This is a genomic window from Arthrobacter oryzae, from assembly GCF_037911235.1.
GTDB classification, from domain to species: Bacteria; Actinomycetota; Actinomycetes; order Actinomycetales; family Micrococcaceae; genus Arthrobacter; species Arthrobacter oryzae_E.
In genome coordinates this window covers 353,249-370,473 of sequence record NZ_JBBLYW010000065.1, presented here as the reverse complement: position 1 = coordinate 370,473, position 17,225 = coordinate 353,249, and the positions used below count along the sequence as shown (strand labels likewise).

At 65.3% G+C, this 17,225-nt stretch carries 13 protein-coding genes and 2 tRNA genes; 11 read left to right on the top strand and 4 right to left on the bottom strand.

Going from position 1 to position 17,225, the window contains the following annotated elements:
* Position 1: 1 nt before the first annotated feature.
* Complete coding sequence (gene pepN, locus WMN78_RS18665; protein ID WP_340535232.1) at positions 2 to 2,554, bottom strand: aminopeptidase N; 2,553 nt, start codon at positions 2,552 to 2,554, stop codon at positions 2 to 4.
* A gap of 145 nt (positions 2,555 to 2,699) precedes the next feature.
* Here pepN and WMN78_RS18660 point away from each other — a divergent pair, with 145 nt between their 5' ends.
* From WMN78_RS18660 to WMN78_RS18650, 3 genes are all read left to right on the top strand, one after another.
* Positions 2,700 to 3,701, top strand: a complete 1,002-nt coding sequence (locus WMN78_RS18660) for a hypothetical protein (protein WP_340535231.1) — start codon at positions 2,700 to 2,702, stop codon at positions 3,699 to 3,701.
* A gap of 125 nt (positions 3,702 to 3,826) precedes the next feature.
* Positions 3,827 to 4,321, top strand: a complete 495-nt coding sequence (locus tag WMN78_RS18655; RefSeq protein WP_305941307.1) for a ribose-5-phosphate isomerase — start codon at positions 3,827 to 3,829, stop codon at positions 4,319 to 4,321.
* Positions 4,321 to 5,265 (top strand): Fpg/Nei family DNA glycosylase, encoded by a 945-nt coding sequence (locus WMN78_RS18650; RefSeq protein ID WP_340535230.1) that lies wholly within the window; start codon positions 4,321 to 4,323, stop codon positions 5,263 to 5,265. The genes WMN78_RS18655 and WMN78_RS18650 overlap by 1 nt, the downstream gene beginning before the upstream one ends.
* Before the next feature lie 80 nt (positions 5,266 to 5,345).
* Here the strand turns inward: WMN78_RS18650 and WMN78_RS18645 are convergent.
* Positions 5,346 to 5,419 (bottom strand) — tRNA-Gly (locus WMN78_RS18645).
* Between the two features lie 130 nt (positions 5,420 to 5,549).
* On the opposite strand from WMN78_RS18645, the gene WMN78_RS18640 reads away from it, so the two are divergent.
* From WMN78_RS18640 to WMN78_RS18615, 6 genes are all read left to right on the top strand, one after another.
* A tRNA-Pro gene (locus WMN78_RS18640) sits at positions 5,550 to 5,624 on the top strand.
* Positions 5,625 to 5,690: 66 nt separating this feature from the next.
* Positions 5,691 to 7,103: a trigger factor gene (gene tig / locus WMN78_RS18635; RefSeq protein WP_340535229.1), complete on the top strand. Its 1,413-nt coding sequence runs from the start codon at positions 5,691 to 5,693 to the stop codon at positions 7,101 to 7,103.
* 284 nt (positions 7,104 to 7,387) lie between these two features.
* A complete protein-coding gene (locus tag WMN78_RS18630) occupies positions 7,388 to 7,999 on the top strand; it encodes an ATP-dependent Clp protease proteolytic subunit (RefSeq protein ID WP_340535228.1) in 612 nt (203 codons plus the stop codon).
* Between the two features lie 36 nt (positions 8,000 to 8,035).
* A complete protein-coding gene (locus WMN78_RS18625; protein ID WP_309980128.1) occupies positions 8,036 to 8,695 on the top strand; it encodes an ATP-dependent Clp protease proteolytic subunit in 660 nt (219 codons plus the stop codon).
* Between the two features lie 197 nt (positions 8,696 to 8,892).
* Positions 8,893 to 10,182: an ATP-dependent Clp protease ATP-binding subunit ClpX gene (gene clpX / locus WMN78_RS18620; RefSeq protein WP_340535225.1), complete on the top strand. Its 1,290-nt coding sequence runs from the start codon at positions 8,893 to 8,895 to the stop codon at positions 10,180 to 10,182.
* Positions 10,183 to 10,249: 67 nt separating this feature from the next.
* The gene (locus tag WMN78_RS18615; RefSeq protein WP_340535224.1) at positions 10,250 to 10,864 is read left to right on the top strand and encodes a DsbA family protein; all 615 of its coding nucleotides are present in this window, start codon (positions 10,250 to 10,252) and stop codon (positions 10,862 to 10,864) included.
* Between the two features lie 306 nt (positions 10,865 to 11,170).
* On the opposite strand, the gene valS is transcribed toward WMN78_RS18615, so the two are convergent.
* On the bottom strand, positions 11,171 to 13,792 hold the full coding sequence (gene valS, locus WMN78_RS18610) for a valine--tRNA ligase (RefSeq protein WP_340535223.1): 2,622 nt from the start codon (positions 13,790 to 13,792) through the stop codon (positions 11,171 to 11,173).
* A 105-nt stretch (positions 13,793 to 13,897) separates the two neighbouring features.
* Between valS and WMN78_RS18605 the strand changes: the two genes are divergently transcribed.
* Both WMN78_RS18605 and WMN78_RS18600 read left to right on the top strand, forming a co-directional pair.
* A complete protein-coding gene (locus WMN78_RS18605) occupies positions 13,898 to 14,659 on the top strand; it encodes an SDR family oxidoreductase (protein WP_340535222.1) in 762 nt (253 codons plus the stop codon).
* A 215-nt stretch (positions 14,660 to 14,874) separates the two neighbouring features.
* Positions 14,875 to 15,948 (top strand): glycerophosphodiester phosphodiesterase, encoded by a 1,074-nt coding sequence (locus WMN78_RS18600; RefSeq protein ID WP_340535221.1) that lies wholly within the window; start codon positions 14,875 to 14,877, stop codon positions 15,946 to 15,948.
* Here the strand turns inward: WMN78_RS18600 and WMN78_RS18595 are convergent.
* The gene (locus WMN78_RS18595; RefSeq protein ID WP_340535219.1) at positions 15,945 to 16,988 is read right to left on the bottom strand and encodes an endonuclease/exonuclease/phosphatase family protein; all 1,044 of its coding nucleotides are present in this window, start codon (positions 16,986 to 16,988) and stop codon (positions 15,945 to 15,947) included. The genes WMN78_RS18600 and WMN78_RS18595 overlap by 4 nt on opposite strands.
* Positions 16,989 to 17,225 lie beyond the last annotated feature (237 nt).

The following is a 17,225-nucleotide window of genomic DNA, read 5'->3' as shown; positions in this document are numbered from 1 at the left end:
CTCACCCAACGTCGGCCTGGCGGGCCCGCAGCGCGCGCGCCACGCCGTCGCGGTTTTCCAGCATCATGCGCCGCAGGGCGGCGCTGTCTTCAGGCAGCGTAGCCAGGAACTCGTCGGTCCGGTCCACGGTGGCCTGGGTGGTCTGCTGTGCCGGGTACAGCCCGACGACGATCTGCTGGGCGAGCGCGTGGGTGCGGTTGGCGACGATGCCGGGAACGGCGTCGAAGTACTTCTCCGTATAAGGCGCCAGCAGGGCCGGGTCCAGCACCCGGGTGAAACCTGCCACCGCGGACGCCTGGAGGGCGTTGGAGAGCTCGCCCTTCACCACGATGGACTCCCAGGCCGCAGCCTTGGCCTCGGCCGTGGGGATGGCTGCCTTGGCCAGTGCGGCAGCGTTCTGGCCGTTGGCGGTGTTGTCCCGCTCAAGTTCGGCGTCGATCTGCTCCTGGCCGGACCGGCCGCCGGCCACCAGCGACGCGAGCAGCTCCCACCGGAGGTCCTGATCGACGGTGAGGCCGGCCAGGGACTCGGAGCCGTCCAGCAGCGCCGAGACTCTATCCAGCTGGCTTTCGCTGCGGGCCAGCAGGGCGAAGGACTTCACGAACTGCAGCTGTGAGTCTGATCCCGCCGGAACTGCGCCGGCGAGGTCCCACAGCGTGTCCGCGGCGGCCACGGACGTCTCTTCACGGTGCTCTTCGGCGACGTAAAAGCTGAGCGTTGTGGCCAGCTGGCGGAGCTGGACCAGGATCACCGAAGAATCGGATTCGGAGGCGATGTTGGCGAGGATCAGTTGAACGTAGCCGCGGGCCGGGGTTTCGCCGTCGCGCGCGGCGTCCCAGGCTGAGCCCCAGACGAGCGTCCGCGGCAGGCTCTCGCGGAAGTCCTTCAGGTGGGCCGTGGCGGTAGCGAGCGACTTCGGGTCAAGCCGGACCTTGGCGTAGGCGAGGTCGTCATCATTGATCAGGATCAGGTCGGGCTGCTGCAGGCCGGCGAGGGCAGGCACGTCGGTGCGTTCGCCGTCGACGTCCAGTTCCTCGCGGTGAACCCGGACAAGCTGCCCGTCGGTGACGTTGTAGAAGCCGACGGCGAGGCGGTGCGGCCTAATGGTGGGCTGCTCGGCAACGGCGGACTGCACGATGGCGAAGGACGTGATGACTCCTGCGTAATCCACGGCCACGTCCGGAGACAGCGTGTTGACGCCGGCCGTTTCCAGCCACAGCCGCCCCCACTGGTCCAGGTCACGGCCGCTGGCTTTTTCCAGCTCCACCATGAGGTCGCTGAGCTCCGTGTTCTGCCAGGCGTGCTTGCTGAAGTACTCGCGGACCCCGGCCATGAACTGCTCCGGACCCACCCAGGCAACCAGCTGGCGCAGCACCGAGGCGCCCTTGGCGTACGTGATGCCGTCGAAGTTCACCTCAACGTCCTGCAGGTCGTTGATCTCGGCGAAGATCGGGTGCGTGGTGGGCAGCTGGTCCTGGCGGTAGGCCCAGGACTTCTCCACCGAGGCGAACGTGGTCCAGGCGTGGCCAAACTCGGTGTTCTCCACCGCGGCCAGGTGGGACATGTATTCGGCGAACGATTCGTTCAGCCAGAGGTCGTTCCACCAGCGCATGGTCACGAGATCCCCGAACCACATGTGTGCGAGCTCGTGCAGCACGGTGATGGCACGGCGTTCAACCTGCGCGCCAGTGACCTTGCCGCGGAACACGTAACCTTCCAGGATGGTCACGGCGCCGGCGTTTTCCATTGCGCCGGCATTGAACTCGGGAACGAAGAGCTGGTCGTACTTCTCGAACGGGTAGGGGCAGCCGAACTGCGCCTCAAAGAACTCGAATCCCTGCCGGGTGAGCTCAAAAATGTTGTCCGCATCCAGGTACTGCATGAGCGACTTGCGAGCGAACACGCCCAGCGGAACAACGCGCCCGTCGGCGCACTTCACCTCGCTGCGCACGGACTGGTACGGGCCGGCGACCAGCGCCGTGACGTAGGAGGACAGCCGCGGGGTGGCGGCGAATTCCCAGACGGAGCGGGCGCCGCCGTCCTCGCCGGGAATGGTTTCGATGGGGACAGGCGTGGGGGAGTTGGACACCAGGTCCCAGTGCGACGGCGCGGTGACGGTGAACGTAAAGCTCGCCTTCAGATCGGGCTGCTCGAACACTGCGAACATCCGGCGGGAATCCGGAACCTCGAACTGCGTGTACAGGTAGACCTCGTTGTCCACCGGGTCCACGAAACGGTGGAGCCCTTCGCCGGTGTTCATGTACGGCGCTTCGGCGACTACCAGCAGGTCGTTTTCCGCGGCCAGGTACGGGAGCTGGATGCGTACACCGTCGGACACTTCCTTGGGGTCGAGTTCCTCGCCGTTGAGCATCACGCTGAGGACCTTGTCGGTTACCGCGTCGATGAAGGTGGAGGACCCGGGCCGCGCGCTGAACTTTACGGCGGTGGTGGTCCCGAAGACTTTGTCGCCCCGGGTCAGGTCCAGGCTGACGTCGTAGGACTCAACGGAGATGAGGTTGGCGCGCTCGCGGGCTTCGGCGCGCGTCAGGTTCATGCCTGGCAAGGTGTGGCCTCCAGAAAGGGTTGCGTATACCGGCCGGCAACGGTCATCGCCGGCACTCTGACGTCATTCTTTCACTCCAAGGGGCGATGGCAAGTTAGGTGGATCACGCGGCGGCGGCGCGGAGTAGCGTTGAGGTATGGGAAAGATCAGGGATTCGGTGGACGTCAGGGCATTGCGGTTCGCGGCGGTATTCCCTGTGTTGCTGGCCGCCGCCTTCGTTGTCTGCGCACTTTTGCTCAGGCCGGACGTGCCGGACCCCATGGCGGTGCGCTGGTCCGACGCCGGCCCGGCCGGGTTCGCGCCGTTTTCCGCCTTCGTGACCTTCGGTGGCCTGATCATCGTGGTGGTGGGCTGGCTCGTCCTGGGGCAGGCCGTGCCGTTGAACCGGCCCGCCATAATGCGGCGTCTGATGATGGGCGCGGGACTCAGCGTCAGCCTTTTTGTCACGACGGTGCTGGCTGCAGTGCTCGTGGGGCAGGCTGGAATCGCCGACGTCCGCGAAGCACGGGTCGACATGTCCGTTCTCGCCCTGGGAAGCGGGGCGGCGCTGCCCCTCGGCATCATCATGTGTTTCGTTTTCAAGGCCGACGAGCGGTGGTCGGTGGATGATGAGCGGGCGTTGCAGGAGGCGCTGGAGCGTGAACTGGACCCTGATCTTGCCGCGGATTCAGTGCGGCTGTGGGTCCACGCGCGCAGTTCGGTGTTTGTGATGCTGGGCATCGCCTCGCTCTTCCCTGCTGCGCTGATCGCCATTGCCGTCCCGTGGCTGGGCGCCCTCCTGGTGGTACTGGCCGTGCTGGCGGCGGCTTTCCTCTTCGCCCGGATCATCGTTGACCGCAGCGGGTTGCGGGTGTTCGTTGCAGGATTCGTCCGCGTCATGGAGATTCCGGCATCGGCGATTTCCTCGGCGGCGCCGGCGGATGTCCGTGCCGCAGACTACGGCGGCTGGGGCTACCGCCACCACGGCGGGACCACCGCCATGCTGGTCAGCAGCGGCCCCGCCGTCGTCGTCAACCGTGCCGACGGCAAGAAGGTGGCCGTCAGCGGCGGCAGCACCGCATCCGCTGAAAAGGTGGCCGCCGTCCTGTCCCGCGTGGCCGCCCGGGCCCGCGGCGAGAAGCGCCCGCCGCAGCCGTGAGGTCCGCAGCGCTGTCCGCGGAGTGTTCAGGGCAGGCAGCCGGGGCCCGCACCCTAGTACGCTTGGATCCGACCCCCGAAGCAGCCCGGAAGCCTACCGGTGCTAACGACTGAACGGACAATGCCGTGACCACTTCTTCCGACTTTCCGCGCGTCCACATCGCCACCGACCACGCGGGCATGGAGCTCAGCGCCCACCTGGTCGCCCACCTCACGGCCAAGGGTTACACCGTAGTGGACCACGGACCCAAGGAATACGATGCGCTGGACGACTACCCGTCCTTCTGCATCAACGCGGCCCTGGCTGTCGTCGCGGACCAGGCTGCTGGCGTCCACGCCCTCGGCATCGTGCTCGGCGGTTCGGGGAACGGCGAGCAGATCGCCGCCAACAAGGTCAAGGGCGTCCGTGCCGCACTGGCCTGGAACCTGTCCACGGCAACACTGGCCCGCGAGCACAATGACGCCAACGTCGTCGCGGTCGGCGGCCGCCAGCACAGCGTGGACGAGGCGACGGAAATCATCGAGGCCTTCCTCCAGGAGCCGTTCAGCAACGATGAGCGCCACGTCCGCCGCATCGGCAAGATCGCGGCCTACGAAAACACGGGCGAGGTAATCGCCTAGTGCCCGAAGGGCATTCGGTCCACCGGCTGGCCCGCCAGTTCGCGGACGTGTTCTCCGGCCAGTGCCTGGCCGTTTCGAGTCCGCAGGGCCGGTTCGCCGATGGCGCGGCGCTGCTGGACGGGCGCACCCTCGTTGGCACGATGGCCCACGGCAAGCACCTTTTCCTGCGTTTCGAGCACGGGCTCGTCCTGCACGTGCACCTCGGCCTCTACGGCGCCTGGGACTTCGGCGGCGATGCCACGTTCCGGGGCGCGTCCAGCATCGGCGCGCCCCGCAAGGTGGGGGAGCGGGAAGTGTTCGACGATGGCGTGACGGGCGCCGCTGCCCTTGACGGCAGCACCGGCAGCAGTGTCGACGGCGATACGGCGTACGCGGGCCCGCCGGCGCCCGTCGGCGCCGTCCGCGTCCGGCTTGCCGGCGGCCACGGCTGGGCGGACCTCAGGGGCGCCACGACGTGCCACGCCATCACGGAGGAGGAGGCCGGCACCGTACTGGGCCGGCTGGGTCCGGACCCGCTGCGGAACCTTCCCGGGGACAAGGAAGGCTTCATCGCGGGGGTACGCGCCCGGAAGACGCCCCTTGCCGCGCTGCTGATGGACCAGAAGGTGATAGCCGGCGTCGGGAATGTCTACCGCGCCGAACTGCTCTTCCGCCAGGCCCTGGACCCCTGGCTCCCCGGACGCTCCCTGGACACGGACGCGGCCGGCGCACTGTGGGAAGACACTGTCCGCGTGATGTCCGACGGCGTCCGCGACGGCAGGATCATCACCACGCCTCCCGGTTACTGGACCGAGCCCGCTGCCGGACTTCCGGCGCCGGAGGAGTCGCACTTCGTCTACCGGCGGCACGGCCTCGACTGCCGCGACTGCGGAACCCCCGTGGCGCTGACGGACCTTGCGGCCCGCAAGCTCTATTGGTGCCCCGTGTGCCAGCAGGCGTCCTGAGGCAACAAAAAAGCCCCTCCGGAGAGGGGCTGTTTGGTGTCTTGGAGAAGACTTGTTGTCCTGGAGGGGACGACTTGTCCTGGAGGGGACGACGGGAATCGAACCCGCGTAATCAGTTTGGAAGACTGAGGCTTTACCATTAAGCTACGTCCCCGTGGAGATGCGTTACTGCTGCATTTCTTCCGGTCGGCTGCTCGAGCCGGATACAACTAAACCTAATTCAGGGCCCCGGTGTCAAATGTGCATATCCGGCCGTTATGACCGTAGACTGTTCTGTGCACTTACGGGGTGTAGCTCAGCTTGGCTAGAGCGCCTGCTTTGGGAGCAGGAAGTCGCAGGTTCAAATCCTGTCACCCCGACTCTGCAGCTTGTCAGATCATTGCGTTTGCAGAACCCCATCCCACAAAACCAGGAGTACTTAGACTGTGAAGAGCGCTGTCGAGAACCTCACCCCCACGCGGGTCAAGCTCAATGTTGAGGTCCCTTTTGAGGAATTGAAGCCCAGCATCGAAGAGGCATACAAGACTGTTGCTTCGCAGATCCAGGTCCCTGGCTTCCGCAAGGGCAAGGTCCCCGCAAAGCTGATCGACCAGCGTGTCGGCCGCGGCTACGTGCTGGAGACCGCCATCAACGAAGGCCTCAACGGCTGGTACCAGGAGGCCGTCCAGGAAACTGGAATCCGCCCGCTGAGCCGTCCCGAGGTTGAAATCACCGAAGTTCCGGACCCCACCGCGACCGACGGCGAACTCAAGTTCCACGCTGAAGTCGACATCCGTCCCGAGATCGAACTGCCGGACTACGCCGGCATCAAGGTCGAGGTTTCGGCTGCCGAGTCTTCCGAAGCAGACGTTGACAAGGCACTCGACGAACTCCGCGGCCGCTTCGGCACGCTGAAGTCCGTGGACCGCCCCGCCGCGGACGGTGACTTCCTGACTATCGACATCACCGCCTCGATCGACGGCGCTGAAGTTGACTCCGCTTCCGGCCTGTCCTACCAGGTCGGCGCCGGCACCATGCTCGAGGGCCTGGACGAGGCCGTTACCGGCCTCAGCGCCGACGAAGACGCCATCTTCGAGACCACCCTCGTTGGCGGCGACCACGCCGGTGAAGCCGCCCAGGTCAAGGTAGTGGTCAAGTCCGTCAAGGAGCGCGAGCTTCCCGAGGCCGACGACGACTTCGCCCAGCTGGCATCCGAGTTCGACACGCTGGCCGAACTGCGCGAGGACCTCGCCAAGCAGGCTGCCGAATCGAAGGTTGTCGAACAGGGTGTCGAGGCGCGCGACAAGGTCCTGGACAAGCTCGTTGAGCTCGTTGAGGTTCCGGTCCCCGCTTCGGTTGTCGAAGAGCAGCTGGAGCAGCACTTCAAGGCCGAGAACTCCCACGGCGAGGGCGAGCACGACACCGAAGAGCACCGCGCGGAGGTCAAGGCCAACACCGAGCGTGCCTTCCAGAACGAGATCATCCTTGACGCCATCGCTGACAAGGAAGAGGTCGGCGTCAGCCAGAACGAGCTGATCGACTACATCGTGACCACCGCCAGCCAGTACGGCATGGACCCGAACCAGTTCGCCCAGATCATCGACCAGTCCGGCCAGGTTCCCATGATGGTTTCCGAGGTCCGCCGCCGCAAGGCGCTGGCCGTAGTCCTGGGCCAGGCCGACGTCACGGACTCCGAAGGCAACAAGGTTGACCTGAGCGACTTCGTCCGCCCCGGCGGCGAAGAAGCTGCAACCGCTGAGGCTGAAGAAGCTCCGGCCGCTGAGAGCGAAGCCGTTGAAGGTGAAGCTTCCGCTGAGGAAGCCACGCCGAGTGATGACCCGGCAGCAGTGAAGTTCTAACACCCGTTGCACGGAAGCCCCCGGATCCCTGATCCGGGGGCTTCCCCCGTTAAGCCCGGAATGGTTAAGCCCGGAATTTCCAGGGCCGGAATGGCGGCTGTGCCGTGCTGTGCGTTGCCGTTGCGCCAATCGTGCGCCGTCAGCGAACAGTGCGATCCGTGAGAACAAAAAGGCCGCGAAACCGGTTAGTGTCCAAGTAGTGATTTTCAGTGGCGTCGTCCCGTGACGTCACCGTCGCCAGCGAGAGGTAAGTACATATGTCACAGCAAGCAGGGGGCCCCCGGATGGCTACTGTCGATCCGGCAGCCCAGGACAACTACATCTACAACCGCCTGCTGAAAGAGCGAATCATCTGGCTTGGCTCCGAGGTCCGCGATGAAAACGCCAATGCGATCTGCTCGCAGTTGCTGCTCCTGTCCGCGGAAAACCCGGATAAGGATATCTACCTTTACATCAACTCGCCGGGCGGTTCCGTGACGGCAGGCATGGCCATCTACGACACCATGCAGTTCATCCCCAACGACGTCGTCACCGTCGCCACCGGCCTGGCTGCGTCGATGGGCCAGTTCCTGCTCTCCTCCGGCACCAAGGGCAAGCGCTACGCCACCCCGAACGCGCGTATCCTGATGCACCAGCCGTCCGGCGGCATCGGCGGCACGGCGTCGGACATCAAGATCCAGGCCGAGCTCATCCTCCACATGAAGAAGGTCATGGCGGAACTCACCGCCGACCAGACCGGCCAGTCCGTGGAGACCATTCTCAAGGACAATGACCGCGACAAGTGGTTCACGGCAACGGAAGCCCTCGAGTACGGCTTCTTCGACAAGATCGCCGCTCACGCGGGATCGGTGGCCGGCGGCGGCGGAACACAAAACGCCAGCGGCTCGGAAAAGTAACCGGCTTAGACAGAAATGATTCCAGGAGAAATGAACATGAACTACAATTTCGGATCGTCTGCCGGGAACCTGCCCACCAGCCGCTATGTGCTGCCGCAGTTCGAGGAGCGCACCCCCTACGGCTTCAAGCGCCAGGACCCGTACACCAAGCTCTTCGAGGACCGGATCATCTTCCTCGGTGTGCAGGTGGACGACGCTTCCGCCGACGACGTTATGGCCCAGCTGCTGGTGCTTGAGTCCACCGACCCGGACCGCGACATCACGCTGTACATCAACTCCCCGGGTGGCTCCTTTACCGCCATGACGGCCATTTACGACACCATGCAGTACATCCGTCCCGAGATCCAGACTGTGTGCCTGGGCCAGGCGGCAAGCGCCGCCGCTGTCCTGCTCGCAGCCGGGACACCGGGCAAGCGCCTGGCACTGCCCAACGCGCGCGTGCTGATCCACCAGCCGGCCCTGTCCGGCGGCCAGGGCGGCCAGGCTTCGGACCTCGAAATCCAGGCTGCTGAAGTGATGCGCATGCGCTCCTGGCTCGAAGACACGCTGGCCAAGCACTCGGGCCGCACGTCCGAGCAGGTCAACAACGACATCGAACGTGACAAGATCCTCACAGCCGCTGAGGCGCAGTCCTACGGGCTCATCGACCAGGTCCTTGACTCCCGCAAGATCAAGCCGCAGGCGATCGCCAGGTAACTGGCACGACACGCGGAGCCGGTGCGGTTCATGAAAAATGGACCGCACCGGCTTTCGTTTTCAATACGTAAGGTTCCACCCCTCAGGCCGAATGTGACCTAGAGTGGAACATGTCACGGCCGGACCTTCCGGACCCACCGTGATTCCAGCAACCGGTGCAGTGCTGCGGTGGCAGCAAGATACTAAGGGGTTCACATATGGCTCGGATTGGCGAGAGCACGGATCTGCTGAAGTGCTCTTTCTGCGGAAAGAGCCAAAAGCAGGTGCGAAAGCTCATTGCCGGGCCCGGCGTGTACATCTGCGACGAGTGCATTGAACTCTGCAACGAGATCATTGAAGAGGAGCTCGCGGAAGTAGCGGACCTCGGCAGCTTCGAACTGCCCAAGCCGCGGGAGATCTTCGACTTCCTGCAGGAATACGTCATCGGCCAGGAGCCGGCCAAGCGCTCCCTCGCCGTCGCGGTGTACAACCATTACAAGCGGATTCAGGCCGGCCACGCCCCCAAGAGCGGCAGCCTCGCCGAAGGCGTCCATCACGACGACGTCGAAATCGCCAAGTCGAACATCCTCCTGATCGGCCCCACCGGTTGCGGGAAGACCTACCTGGCCCAGACCCTGGCCCGGCGCCTCAACGTTCCTTTCGCCGTCGCGGACGCCACGGCGCTGACCGAGGCCGGCTACGTGGGTGAAGACGTCGAGAACATTCTCCTGAAGCTCATCCAGGCCGCCGACTATGACGTCAAGAAGGCCGAACAGGGCATTATCTACATCGACGAGATCGACAAGATCTCCCGCAAGAGCGAGAATCCTTCCATCACCCGGGATGTCTCCGGCGAGGGCGTGCAGCAAGCGCTGCTGAAGATCCTGGAAGGGACGGTTGCCTCGGTTCCCCCGCAGGGCGGACGGAAGCACCCGCACCAGGAATTCATCCAGATTGACACCACCAACGTGCTGTTCATCGTTGCCGGGGCGTTCGCCGGCCTCGAAGAGATCATCGGCTCGCGGTCCGGACGCAAGGGCATCGGCTTCGGTGCTCCGCTGAATGAAGTCAAAAACAACGCCGACTCCTACGGCGAGGTCATGCCGGAGGACCTGCTGAAGTTCGGGCTGATCCCGGAATTCATCGGCCGGCTTCCGGTCATCACCACGGTTTCCAACCTGGACCGGCCTGCCCTGATCCAGATTCTGTCCACGCCGAAGAACGCCCTGGTGAAGCAGTACCAGAAGATGTTCCAGCTGGATGGCGTGGAGCTGCTGTTTGACGACGAAGCACTGAACATGATCGCGGACCAGGCACTCGAGCGGGGGACCGGTGCCCGCGGGCTCCGCGCCATCATGGAGGAAGTACTCCTCCCCGTCATGTTCGACCTCCCGAGCCGGGACGATATCGCCAGCGTTGTGATCACGGCTGACGTGGTGGCCAAGAAGGCCCAGCCCACCATGATCGCCCACGATGTCGTGGCGAAGCGGCGGAATAAATCTGCTTAGTTCTTTGCTCTTGGTAGATGCGCGCCTGAGTGCGCCATGCCCTGATGACCTTTCCAAGGAGACCACCGTGCCTGAAACCACCGTGAGCAAAGCCGACTTCTGGTTCGACCCCCTGTGCCCCTTCGCTTGGATCACGTCCCGCTGGGTGGGCGAGGTGGAGGAGGTCCGTGACATCGAAACCGAATGGCACGTGATGAGCCTTTCGGTGCTGAACGAGGGCCGGGAGCTCGACCCTGACTACCGGAAAGCGATGGACAAAGCCTGGGGACCCGTCCGCGTGATCATCGCCGCTCGTGAGCAGCATGGTGACCACGTCATCAAGCCGCTCTATGACGCAATGGGCAGCCTGATCCACGACGGCGGCGAGCAGGATTTCGGCGTCGTCATCAGTAAGGCCCTGGCCGAATGCGGCCTGCCCGCCGGGCTCGCCGCCGCAGCCTCCTCGGACGCCTTCGACGAGCAGCTGCGCGCCAGCCATGAAGAGGGCATCTCCCTTGTGGGGCAGGATGTGGGAACGCCGGTGGTGGCCTTCAACGGCACGGCGTTCTTTGGTCCGGTGCTGACGCGCATTCCCAGGGGCGAGGAAGCCGGCCGCCTGTGGGACGCCGCAGTGACACTGGCCGCTTGCCCGCACTTCTTCGAAATTAAGCGAAGCCGCACCGAGCGGCCCGAATTCAACTAACGTCAGGCCCATGAGAATTACTGTCCTGTAATTCGCCGGGGACCCTTGCGGATGCCCCGGAGGAGGACAACAATAGTTCTTACCCACTTCGAAAGAAGAGGGACACGGAAACCAAAGATTCAGTGACACGCATCTGACGCAGCCTTCGGCAAAGTCAGAAGCTGGCTACCAGTGACGAGGTAGGAAGACCTGAAATTCCGAGGATTCCGCCAGATTGTCACAGACGTCACGAGACAATCGAAAAAGTCGAAGCCCCACCAACGGCAAAACGCTGATGGGGCTTCCCCTTTGCCCTGAAACTGCCGGCTAGGCGCCCGGCGCGTCCTCCGGCTGGGCCAGGACCACATCGCTGACCGTCAGTTCGCCTTCGCCAGCCACGAGTGTCAGCTCGCGCGCATTGGAGGCGGCTTTCAGGTCGGCGAGGCCTGCCTTCAGCTGGGTGGTGATCGACTCCGTGGCTGTGATGGTGGCGGACAGCACCTCAGTGCGCTGCTTGACCTTCGCCTCGGACTTGGCCTTGCGGATGCCGCTCAGCGCCACCCCGACAGTCGCGAGCATGGTGGTGTCGCCGTCGGAGACCTCCAGGACGGCCGGCCACTCGGCGCGGTGCACTGATCCGCTGCGCCACCAGCCCCAGACCTCTTCGGTGGCGAACGGCAGGAACGGTGCGAACAGCCGCAGCAGCGTGTCCAGCGTGGTGGCCAGCGCCGCCAGCACCGACGCCTTCTCGGGTTCGCCGGCCGCACCGTAGGCGCGGTCCTTGATGAGTTCCACGTAGTCGTCCGTGAACTGCCAGAAGAAGCTCTCGCTGATCTGCAGCGCGCGGGCGTAGTCGTAGTTCTCGAACGCCTTGGTGGCCTGGGCCACGACGTCCGAAAGCTGGGCCAGCACGGCACGGTCCAGCGGGTTGGTCAGCACGGACAGGTCCGTGGAAACCACTGAGTTCTCCGTGGCGCCCAGGTTCAGGACGAACTTCGAGGCGTTGAGGAGCTTGATGGCCAGGCGGCGGCCGATTTTCATCTGCGCGATCTCATAGGCGGTGTCCGCGCCGAGCTTGGCAGACGCCGCCCAGTAGCGGACCGCGTCGGAGCCATACTCCTCGAGCACGTCGGTGGGAACGATCACGTTGCCCTTGGACTTTGACATCTTCTTGCGGTCCGGGTCGAGGATCCAGCCCGAGATGGCTGCGTGCTTCCAGGGTGCCGCGTCCTGCAGCGCGTCGGCACGCACGGCCGTGGAGAACAGCCACGTCCGGATGATGTCGTGGGCCTGCGGGCGCACGTCGAACGGGTAGACCTTGGCGAAAAGCGCCTCGTCCGTGCTCCAGCCGCCCACGATCTGGGGCGTCAGCGAGGACGTGGCCCACGTGTCGAGGACGTCGGCGTCACCGGTAAAGCCGCCCGGCACGTCGCGCTGGGCTTCCTCGTATCCGGGAGCGGCGTCAGCAGCCGGATCGACCGGGAGCTGCTCGTCTGTCGGCAGGACCGGGGCGTCGTAGTCCGGGTTCCCGTCGGCGTCGAGGGGATACCAGACCGGCACCGGCACACCGAAGAAGCGCTGGCGGGACACCAGCCAGTCACCGTTCAGCCCGGAGATCCAGTTTTCGTAGCGGGAGCGCATGAAAGCAGGGTGGAATTCGATCTCCTTGCCGCGTCCGATCAGGCGTTCGCGACGGTCCTCATCCCGGCCGCCGTTACGGATGTACCACTGGCGTGAGGTCACCACTTCGAGGGGCTTGTCGCCCTTCTCGAAAAAGTTGACCGGGTGCATGATCTTCTTGGGCTCGCCGTCGAGGAGGTCGCCAGCGGTCAACTGCTCTACCACTGCTTCCTTGGCGCTGAACACCGTCTTGCCGGCGATGGCGGCAAAGGCTGCACGGCCTTCCTCGGTGGTGATCCACTCCGGGGTCTCGCCGACGATGCGGCCGTCGCGGCCCACGATGGCACGGGTGGGCAGCTGGAGCTCGCGCCACCAGGTCACGTCGGTGAGGTCGCCGAAGGTGCAGACCATGGCGATGCCGGAGCCCTTGTCCGCCTTGGCGAGGTGGTGCGCCTTCACCTCCACCTCGACGCCGAACAGGGGAGAGGTGACCTTCTTGCCGAACAGCGGCTGGTACCGTTCGTCGTCGGGGTTTGCCACCAGGGCGGCGCAGGCGGCCAGCAGTTCAGGGCGGGTGGTCTCGATGTAGATCTTCTCGCCGTCTTCGGTGAAGAACGGGTAGCGGTAGTAGGCCCCGGCGACCTCGCGGTCCTCGAGCTCGGCCTGCGCAACAGCTGTGCGGAAGGTGACGTCCCACAACGTGGGGGCTTCTGCCATGTAGGCGTCGCCGGCGGCGAGGTTCGCAAGGAAGGCGCGCTGGGAGATGGCACGGGACTTGTCGTCGATGGTCCGGTAGGTCAGGTCCCAGTCAACGGACAGGCCCAGCGTCTGGAACAGGTTCTCGAAGACCTTCTCATCCTCGACGGCGAGTTCCTCGCACAGCTCGATGAAGTTCCGGCGCGAGATGACATCAAAGTCGCGCTGGTTCTTGGCGGGCTCAGCGGGCGGGCGGTAGCCGGCGTCGTAATGGATGGCCGGATCGCAGCGCACGCCGTAATAGTTCTGGACGCGGCGTTCTGTGGGCAGGCCGTTGTCGTCCCAGCCCATCGGGTAGAAGACGTTCTTGCCGGTCATGCGCTGGTATCGCGCCAGGACGTCGGTCTGGGTGTAGGAGAACATGTGCCCCACGTGCAGGGATCCCGACGCAGTGGGCGGGGGAGTGTCGATCGAGTACACCTGCTCCCGCGTGGTGTCCGGGTTGAACTTGTAGGTCCCTTCGTCAAGCCAGCGCCGGGTGAGGGCGTCTTCCAGCCCCTCGAGGGCGGGCTTGTCCGGAACGTTGATGGGGGCGGTGGTGGGCGTGTCTGTACCCTGAGTGTCTTCAGCCATGGGGCAATTGTTTCATGATCTCTTCCATCGCCTGCGCGACCCCCTGCCGTGGCACCCCGTGACGCCCGCGTGCTGCCGGAGTTGCTCCGGCGCTAGGGTGGTGCCATGACTGAGGAAAAGCGCACAAAGGCAGCAGTAGTAACGGGAGCAAGCACGGGAATTGGCGAAGCCACAGTCCGCGCGCTGAGGGCCGAGGGGTGGACTGTCTTCGCAGTCGCCCGCCGGGCGGACCGGCTGGCGGCGCTGGCCGAGGCCACCGGGGCGGCGGCGGTTTCGGCGGACATCGCCGACGACGACGACGTGGAACGGCTCCTGGCCGAGGTGACCCGGGCCGGCGGTATCGACACACTGATCAACATTGCCGGCGGCGCCAGGGGCGCGGACCGGATAGCCGAAGCCAAAACCGAGGACTGGGAATGGATGTTCGACGTGAACGTCCTGGGCACCATGAAACTGACCCGGGCTTTCCTTCCCATGCTGAGGGCCTGCGGGGAAGGGACGGTCCTGAACCTGACATCGACGGCGGGACTCGCCGCCTATGAGGGCGGTGCCGGCTACAACGCGGCCAAGTTCGCCCAGCACGCCATGACCGGAGCGCTCCGGCTGGAAGAGGTGGAAAACAATCTCCGTGTCATCGAAGTTGCCCCGGGCCTCGTGCAGACAGAGGAGTTCGCCCTCAACAGGCTGGGCGACCAGGAGGCGGCCGGGAAGGTGTACCAGGGCGTGGAGAAGCCGCTCACGGCTGAGGACGTGGCAGATGTGGTCCGCTACGCCGTGACGGCACCGCATCACGTCAACCTGGACCAGATCGTGATCCGGCCGGTGGCACAGGCCGCCAACTACAAACTGATCCGCAAGCAGGGCTGAGAAGGGGCCCGGGGCCCACGGTTCAGGGCCCGGGCCCCCGGGCCCAAGGGGGCCGGGTGACCTGCTTGCCGGGACTTCCCAGCAACCCGGGTCTCCCCAGCAACCCGAGGTTCATCTCCGGTTGGTGTGCGCGTTGTGCGGCTGTGGCACGTTGTTGGCCCTCGGCGGTAACGGTGGCACGTGCACCTGCACACCACCAGAGTGGAGACCACACCATGCACCACCCGAAGACGCTCGGCGCTGCCATACTCAGCGCAGCCCTGCTCCTCGCGCTCCCGTCCCAAGCCGTGGCAGCCGACACCAACCCGCAGGGAGGCGACAACCACTTCGACCTCCAGGCACACCGGGGCGGTATCGGACTCACGGTCGAGTCCACGCTCGCCTCCTTCGCCACGGGAATCGAGACCGGCGTCACCACGCTCGAGCTTGACCTTCAGATCACCAAGGACGGCCGCGAGGTCGTCACGCATGATCGCAAGATCAGCCCGGCCAAGTGCCGGGACACGGCTCCGGTGGAGGCTGGCGATCCGCAGTTCCCCTATGTGGGCAAGTACGTCAAGGATCTGACCTTTGCCCAGGTCCGGAGCCTGGACTGCGGGACCCTCACCCTTCCCCAGTTCCCCGGACAGGCCGCCTCCCCGGGTGCACACATGCCCACTCTGGCGGAAGTCTTCGCTTTGGCGGACTCCTACCGGGCAAGCCGGGTGAAGTTCAACATCGAGACCAAGGTTGAAGCCGGCGCCCCGGAGCAGACGGCGCCACGTGAGCAGTTCGTGGACATAGCACTGAGGGAAATCAAGGCTGCCAACATGCAGCACCGGGTTTCCATTCAGAGCTTTGACTGGGGCGCCCTGCGCTTGGTCCAGCAGCGTGATCCGCAGATCCGCACCGTGGCCCTGACGAACAAGGACTTCCTCCAGGCCGGACAGCCCGGCAGCTCACCCTGGCTCGGCGGCATTGATTCGGACGACTTTGGCGGAGACCTCGTCTCTGCGGCCTCCCACCTGGGCTTCGACGCCATCTCCCCGGTGCATGGCTCGCCCCAGAACGGTTCGGTGGCCGATCCCGGCTATGTCCCCTATGTCACGGCCGACATGGTGCAGCGCGCCCATGCAGAGGGCATGCAGGTCATCCCGTGGACCGTGGACGATAAGCCCACCATGCGCTCGCTGATCGCCGCCGGCGTGGACGGCATCATCACGGACTACCCTGACAGGCTCCGCGCCGTCATGGCCGAGACCGGCATGAAGCTGCCGCAACAGTTCGAGCAGCCGAAAACCGGGCGCTAGCCTGCAGGCAGTCTCAGCGTCGCCAGAATCGCGGCGTGGTCGGTTCCGGGTACGCGGTGGACCGCGTACCCGGAACCGGTAATACCCGGGCTGGTAACCAGATGGTCGATGGCGATACCGGGCAGCCACTGCCCCTCCATCGGCCAGGTAGGAATGAGCCGCATTCCCGCGGAGGTCCCGATGTCCACCATCTTCCGGCCGTCAGGGCCGCCGTCGAGCAGCGCGCGAAATTCGGAGTGGTCGTACGTGGCGTTGAAATCACCGACCAGGAGGCGGTTGCCGGGGCGCGCCGCCAGCCGGGTCAGGGCGGCGAGATCGCTCCGCCACTGGTCAACGCGCACGTCCACTGGTGCCAGGGCATGGACGTTCGCGACTTCGAGGACGGCGGGCGCTGCGGTGCCTTCAACGGTGAGCCGGACGATCGGCATCTGGAACGGTGTATCGGGCAGGACGCCGACCGCTTCGATACGGTGCGCCGAGTAGATCGCGCTGCCGCCGGCGTCGTCCGTGGGATCGCTGTGCCGGTTCGGCAGCAGTTCAGGCAGCCCCGCGGCGGCAAGCCTGTCTTCGAGAGCCTGGGAATGCTCCTGGACCGTGAGCAGTCCCACGCCGTTCTCCCGCACCAGCCGGACGATTTCCGCGGCCTCCGCCTGGCCGAACTCAGAATTTATATTCATCACCGTGAGCGGCACCGTCCCTGCGCCGGCCTCCGGAGCGCCCCTCCCGTAATCCAGGGGGAACAGCCAGAAGAGCTGCGCGGCCGCGAGGGCAGCCGTCAGCCAGGCCAGCCACGCCCTTCTGCCGATGACGGACAAAGCCAAGGCGACTCCGGCAGGGATCACCAGCCAGGGAGTGAAGGCCAGGAGTTGGACGACGACGGTTGGCCACCCCGCCGGGATGGCGCGGAATACGGAGAGGACCGCCAGCGGCAGGCTCACCAGCAGCGCGAGCACCGGCCAGGCGGCGGACGGGCGCCGACGGGGCGGCACGGCGGCCGCGGACGTCGTGGCACGGATGGTCATGGCCTCGAGTCTATGCATTCCTTGAGCCTGTTTGTGCCCGGGATTGCCCCGCCAATACAGTAACTTCGGGTAATTCTGGGTAGAATCGGGTATCAGCGTTGACCCGGCCATCACCGGTGAGCTTCCGGAAGAACCTTCGGACTCCTGCCACGCAGGAACCCGGAGCAGTAGAACCGGACGGGTAAGCCCGTCACAGCAGCAAATGAGCGGCCGACGCCGGTGCTCCCCCTGTCACAGGGTCCGGCGACGGTAAGT

Excerpts from the sequence above, each read along its gene's own strand:
- pepN (WP_340535232.1), bottom strand. The coding sequence starts at position 2,554 with ATGAACCTGACGCGCGCCGAAGCCCGCGAGCGCGCCAACCTCATCTCC.
- WMN78_RS18660 (WP_340535231.1), top strand. The coding sequence starts at position 2,700 with ATGGGAAAGATCAGGGATTCGGTGGACGTCAGGGCATTGCGGTTCGCG.
- WMN78_RS18630 (WP_340535228.1), top strand. The coding sequence starts at position 7,388 with ATGGCTACTGTCGATCCGGCAGCCCAGGACAACTACATCTACAACCGC.
- WMN78_RS18625 (WP_309980128.1), top strand. The coding sequence starts at position 8,036 with ATGAACTACAATTTCGGATCGTCTGCCGGGAACCTGCCCACCAGCCGC.
- clpX (WP_340535225.1), top strand. The coding sequence starts at position 8,893 with ATGGCTCGGATTGGCGAGAGCACGGATCTGCTGAAGTGCTCTTTCTGC.
- valS (WP_340535223.1), bottom strand. The coding sequence starts at position 13,792 with ATGGCTGAAGACACTCAGGGTACAGACACGCCCACCACCGCCCCCATC.
- WMN78_RS18605 (WP_340535222.1), top strand. The coding sequence starts at position 13,898 with ATGACTGAGGAAAAGCGCACAAAGGCAGCAGTAGTAACGGGAGCAAGC.
- WMN78_RS18600 (WP_340535221.1), top strand. The coding sequence starts at position 14,875 with ATGCACCACCCGAAGACGCTCGGCGCTGCCATACTCAGCGCAGCCCTG.
- WMN78_RS18595 (WP_340535219.1), bottom strand. The coding sequence starts at position 16,988 with ATGCATAGACTCGAGGCCATGACCATCCGTGCCACGACGTCCGCGGCC.